The organism is Streptomyces sp. ICN903 (genome assembly GCF_022015835.1).
Lineage (GTDB): Bacteria > Actinomycetota > Actinomycetes > Streptomycetales > Streptomycetaceae > Streptomyces > Streptomyces fenghuangensis.
The window spans coordinates 1-5,212 of record NZ_JAKMAY010000354.1 but is presented as its reverse complement, the minus strand read 5'-3'; the positions used below and the strand labels follow the sequence as shown (position 1 = coordinate 5,212).

Below are 5,212 nucleotides of genomic sequence, written 5' to 3'. Positions count from 1 at the left end.
GAGGAGTTGCGGGGTGTGCTGGGCGGGGTGGAGCTGCTCGCCCGCGGTCCCAAGGTGCGCGGTGCGGTACGGGCCGCCGGGCTGACCGAGGCGTGGTCGCCGCCGTCGGAGTCGCTGGCCGAGGTCCTGGACCGGCTGCTGGCCGAGGGCGTCGCCGGGCGGCGGATCGCCGTCCAGCTCCACGGCGAGCCGCTGCCCGGCTTCGTCGAGGCGCTGTGCGAGGCGGGGGCGGAGGTCGTCGGCGTGCCCGTCTACCGGTGGCTGCCGCCGGAGGACATCGCCCCGCTGGACCGGCTGACCGACGCCGTGCGGGCCCGTTCGGTGGACGCGGTCACCTTCACCTCCGCCCCCGCCGCCGCCTCGCTGCTGGAGCGTGCGCAGCGGCGGGGTGTGCGGGAGGAGCTGCTGGAGGCGTTGCGGGGGGATGTGCTGGTCGCCTGCGTGGGTCCGGTCACCGCGCTGCCGCTGGCCGCGCACGACGTGCCGGTGGTGCGGCCCGAGCGCTTCCGGATCGGGCCGCTCGTCCAACTGCTGTGCCGGGAACTGCCCGCCCGCGCGCGGGTTCTGCCCGTGGCCGGGCGGCGGCTGGAGATCCGCGGCCACGCGGCGGTCGTGGACGGCGAGCTGCGGCCCGTACCGCCGGCCGGGATGGCGCTGCTGCGGGCTCTGGCCCGGCGGCCCGGCTGGGTGGTCTCCCGCGCCGACCTGCTGCGCGCCCTGCCCGGTGCGGGGCGTGACGAGCACGCGGTGGAGACGGCGGTGGCACGGCTGCGTTCGGCGCTGGGCGCGCCCCGGATGATCCAGACGGTGGTCAAGCGCGGTTACCGGCTCGCCTTCGACCCGGCGGACGGGGGAGTCGGGGGCGGGTGACCGGTCCGTGTCACGGGGCTGGGTGGAGGGCGGCGTGTTCGGCGTCGTGGGCGTACAGCCAGGACATGGCGCGCAGCGCGGTGGCGGACGCCATCGCGCCGTCCCGCAGGCGCTGGTCCTCGCCGTCCTCCAGGTGCATCACCCGGGTGCTGCCGCGCGAACCGCGCTGGACCGCGCCGGTGCGCGGTATCCGCAGCGCCTCGTACCGCCGCAGCGCGGCGGGGGCGGTCGCGGTGTCCGCGCCCGTCAGGCAGACGGCCAGCGACAGCGCGTCCTCCACCGCCTGGTTGGCGCCCTGGGCGAGGAAGGGAAGCATCGGGTGCGCGGCGTCCCCGAGCAGCGTCACCCGGCCCGCTGACCAGCGGCGCAGCGGCTCCCGGTCGTGCAGCGCCCAGCGCCGCACACCGGTGCCCGAGGCGGCCCGCAGCAGGCGCACCACGGCCGGATCCCAGCCCCGGTAGGCCCGCGGCAGGTCGGCGGGGTCGCCGGGGGCCGACCAGGACTCGGGCGGCGGGTCGCCGGGCCCGTCGGGGCGGACGGTCGCGGCGAAGCTGATCGCGCGGCCCGATGAGACGGGGTAGCACACGCAGTGCTGCCCCGGCCCCATCCACACCCGCACCGCGGGGTCGTCCACCAGCTCCGGCAGGGCCTCGCCGGGGATCAGGCCCCGGTAGACGGTCTGCCCCGACCAGACGGGCGCGTCCCGCGCCAGGTGCGCGCGGACCGCGGAGTGGATGCCGTCGGCCCCGACGACCACGTCGGCGGTGCGCACCTCGCCGCCGCCGGACTCGGCCGGGCCGTCGAAGCGCAGCAGCACCTCGCCGTCCCCCCGCCGCAGACCGGTCAGCCGCCGGCCGAGCCGGACCGCGTCGGGGCCGGCGGCCTCCAGCAGCGCCGCGTGCAGATGGGCGCGGTGCACCGTGTAGTAGGGCGCCCCGTACAACTCCTCGCAGGCGGAGCCCAGTTCGGTGCGGGACAGCAGCCGGCCGCTATCCCAGCGCCGGATCTCCGTCGCCGCCGGGCGGACACCGAAGGAGCGCAGCGGCCCGGCCAGGCCCAGCCGGTGCAGCAGGCGCACCGCGTTCGGGGCGAGCTGGAGCCCGGCGCCCACCTCGGACAGCCGTTCCGCCTGCTCGTACACCTCGCACCGCACACCGCCGGCCCGGCGCAGGGCGGCGGCCAGCGCCAGCCCGCCGATGCCCGCGCCGACCACGGCGACCCTGAGGGGTTCGATGGCCGCCCACCGCCTTTCTCGGTCGTTCCCGTCGCGGGGATCACTGCTCCAGGCAGAACTCGTCGATCGGGTAGCCCACATGCCGGTCGGCGGTGGGCAGATGGCCGAGCACCTTGTCGCCCGGTTCGAGGTGGGTGCTGTTGAGCACGGTGCCGCCGGGGCCCAGCACCCGCACGTGCCAGTCGTCCTGGAGGATGAGGTTGACCGTCCGGCCGTCCGGGGCGACCGCGTCGATGGAGATCAGCGGCCTGGTCTCGATCTTGACCCGGCCCACCGACACCACCCGCGTCCGCCCCGCGACGTCCACGGCCAGGACCCTGCTGCCCGCGCCCAGTTCGCTGAGGTAGTTCGTCCGGCCGTTCTCCACGACCGTGTAGGAGTGGATCGCGCCGGCGTTGACGCGGAACGGCCGGGTGGGCATGTACGGCAACGGGTGGGTCTCGCTGACGCACAGGATCATGCCCTTGGAGTGCGAGCCGACCAGGATGCCCTCGTCCTGCCGCAGATAGGAGCAGGTGTCCACGCAGGCCCGCTCGCCCATGCCAAGGTGCGCGGTGGCGGTGACCTCCAGTTCGGTGAGCACCAGTTCCCCGGTGGGGGAGGCGGCGGCGCGCTTGAGCTCGGTGGCGTCGCCGACGGCGCGCGCGGTCATCATCACGCCGTCGGAGCCCAGTTCGAGGCAGCCGAAGACGACCCGCGCCTCCTCGACGTCGCCGACGGCGGTGACGATCGAGCCCGGCGCGCCCGCCGCGGCGGCGATCACGATCTCCAGCGGGATCTTGGTCGGATCGCGGAACTCCAGCACGCTCCACTTCTCGGTGCGGGCGGCCCGGCACGCCTCGTCCAGGCCGGCCGCGTCCGCGATCTCCACGTACCGCCCGAACTCCACCTGCGGGTACGCCTCGGCCAGCTCGGCCCGCTCGGCCGGGCCGAGCGGGAGGACGACGACGTCGGCCCGGCCGAAGCCGCCCTCCAGCGACTCCGGGCCGCGCGGCAGCAGCACCCGGGTCACCGACGGCGGCAGCGCCTCCAGGTCGGCGGGATCCTCGGCCACCACACCGTCGACGCGCTGGTGCAGGGCCTCCTCGAGGATCGCCTTCTTCTCCCGTCCTGCCGAACGGACGTCAAGCCAGCACAGCTTGTTCACGCTCACTCCGGTGCTCTCCTGTCAGGTGGTCGTAGGGCTCGCGCGGCCCCTCGTGGACGAGCCGGGCGACGGCGCCGGCCACGCTCTGCGGATCGGGGGACCGGAAGACGTTCCGGCCCATCGCCACTCCGGCCGCGCCGCCCAGCAGCGCGTCCCGGACGAACCCCAGGAGTTCCTCCTCGGATCCGCGCGGCGGGCCGCCGGCGACCAGCACCGGGATCGGGCAGGCCGCGGTCACGTCGAGCATGGCGGTGGCCGAGCCGGCCCAGGAGGTCTTGACGAGGTCGGCGCCCAGATCGGCCGCCAGGGTCACGGCGTGCGCGACCAGCTCCGGGTCGTGCGGGTCCGCGATCCGCGGGCCGCGCGGGTAGACCATCGCCATCAGGGGCAGGTTCCAGCGGTCGCACAGGTCGGCGACCAGTCCGAGGTCGGCGATCTGCCGCCGCTCGTCCAGGGAGCCGAGGTTGACGTGCACGCTCACCGCGTCCGCTCCCAGGCGCAGGGCGTCCTCCACCCCGGTGACCAGGTACTTCGCGTCCGGGTCGGGGGCGTGCGCGGTGCTGGCGTTGAGGTGGAGGATCAGCGACGTCCCGGCGAACCGCTCGGGGCGGACGTGCCGGAGGCTGCCCTTGTGGAGCACGACCGCGTCCACCCCGCCGGCCGCGAGCCGGCCGACGAGCCGGTCGGCGGTGCTGCCGTGCGGCACGACCGGCCCGTCGGAGATGGAGTGGTCGAGCGGTACGACCATCAGCCGCGAGCTGTTGTGGCGGAAGAGCCTGCGCAGCCGTAGTGCCCGTGCGAAGTGGTGGTGGGCGGTCATGTCGGACCCCTTTCGGCGGATTCAGCGGAGCGGGAGCCGGTCCTCCCGGCCCGCGAGGGTGCGCAGGTACGCCTTGTCGGGCTTGCCGTGCGCGGTGAGCGGGAGGTCGTCCCAGAACGCCAGCTCGGCGGGGGCGTGTTCGGGGGTGAGCAGGCTGGCCACGTGCTCGCGGAGAGCCCCGGGGTCGCGGCGGGCGCCGGCGCGCAGCGACACCGCGGCGTGCACACGCTCGACGCGGTCGTCGTCGGCCACCCCGTAGACGGCGGCGTTCGCCACGTCGGGGTGGGACAGCAGAGCCCGCTCGACGGCGGCCGGGTGGATCTTCAGACCGCCGCTCTTGACGACATCGCCGACGCGGCCGGCCAGCCTCAGGTATCCGTACCGGTCGATCAGGCCCAGGTCGCCGGTGCGCAGCAGGCCGTCGCGCAGGACGGGGGCGGTCGTCCCGGGAGCACCGAGGTAGCCGTCCATGACGGTGGGGGACGCCACGCAGACCTCCCCGGTACGGCCCCGGGGCACCTCCCGGCCGGTCCCGGGATCGACGATCCGCACGGAGACCCAGGGGAAGGGGCGCCCCACGGTGGGCAGCAGTTCGGGCTCGCAGTGGTCCAGCGGGGTGAGGTTGGAGATGCCGCCGGCCTCGGTGGAGCCGTAGAGCTGTACGAGGCGGTCGCCCAGCACCCCGCGCGCCTCGGCGATCCGCCGGGGCGAGGCGGGGGTGCCGCTGTAGACCAGGCGGCGCAGGGAGGACAGGTCGGCGCCGCGGGAGCGGGCCGACTCGGTGAGCCGGTACAGATGGGGCACCGCGAGATAGGTGTCGGTGACGCCCTCGGCGGCGAGGGCTTCCAGGACGGCGTCGGCGTCGAACCCCTCGTGCAGGACGACGCGGCCACCCTCGGCGAGTACGGCGTCCACCATCGAGCCGATGGTGTGGCTGAGCGGGAGGACGGCGAGGAAGCGGGAGGGCCGGTCCGGCTCGGGGCTGCCGGGGAAGACGTCCACGAGGGAGTTCCAGGTGCGGAAGGACTGGCCGATGCTCTTGGGCCGGCCGGTGCTTCCGCTGGTGTGGGCCACGACCGCGCGGTCGTCCGGTTCGTAGGGGGCGTGCGGGGGCACCTCCTCGACGGCCGCGGGGGTGCGG

General features: G+C 75.5%; 5 protein-coding genes. 1 reads left to right on the top strand and 4 read right to left on the bottom strand.

Going from position 1 to position 5,212, the window contains the following annotated elements:
* On the top strand, positions 1–870 hold an 870-nt coding region (locus L7D48_RS25390; protein WP_237882886.1), incomplete at its 5' end, for a uroporphyrinogen-III synthase.
* Positions 871–880: 10 nt separating this feature from the next.
* Here L7D48_RS25390 and L7D48_RS25385 read toward each other — a convergent pair.
* From L7D48_RS25385 to L7D48_RS25370, 4 genes are all read right to left on the bottom strand, one after another.
* Positions 881–2,083, bottom strand: a complete 1,203-nt coding sequence (locus L7D48_RS25385) for an FAD-dependent monooxygenase (RefSeq protein ID WP_237882883.1) — start codon at positions 2,081–2,083, stop codon at positions 881–883.
* A gap of 61 nt (positions 2,084–2,144) precedes the next feature.
* Positions 2,145–3,257, bottom strand: a complete 1,113-nt coding sequence (locus L7D48_RS25380; RefSeq protein ID WP_237882881.1) for a 3-dehydroquinate synthase II — start codon at positions 3,255–3,257, stop codon at positions 2,145–2,147.
* On the bottom strand, positions 3,229–4,071 hold the full coding sequence (locus L7D48_RS25375) for a 2-amino-3,7-dideoxy-D-threo-hept-6-ulosonate synthase (protein WP_237882879.1): 843 nt from the start codon (positions 4,069–4,071) through the stop codon (positions 3,229–3,231). Before L7D48_RS25375 ends, L7D48_RS25380 begins: the two co-directional genes overlap by 29 nt.
* Before the next feature lie 21 nt (positions 4,072–4,092).
* The coding region (locus L7D48_RS25370; RefSeq protein WP_237882877.1) for a fatty acid--CoA ligase family protein at positions 4,093–5,212 on the bottom strand (1,120 nt) is incomplete at its 5' end.

Coding starts and splice junctions, on each gene's coding strand:
- L7D48_RS25375 (WP_237882879.1), bottom strand. CDS start 4,071: ATGACCGCCCACCACCACTTCGCACGGGCACTACGGCTGCGCAGGCTC.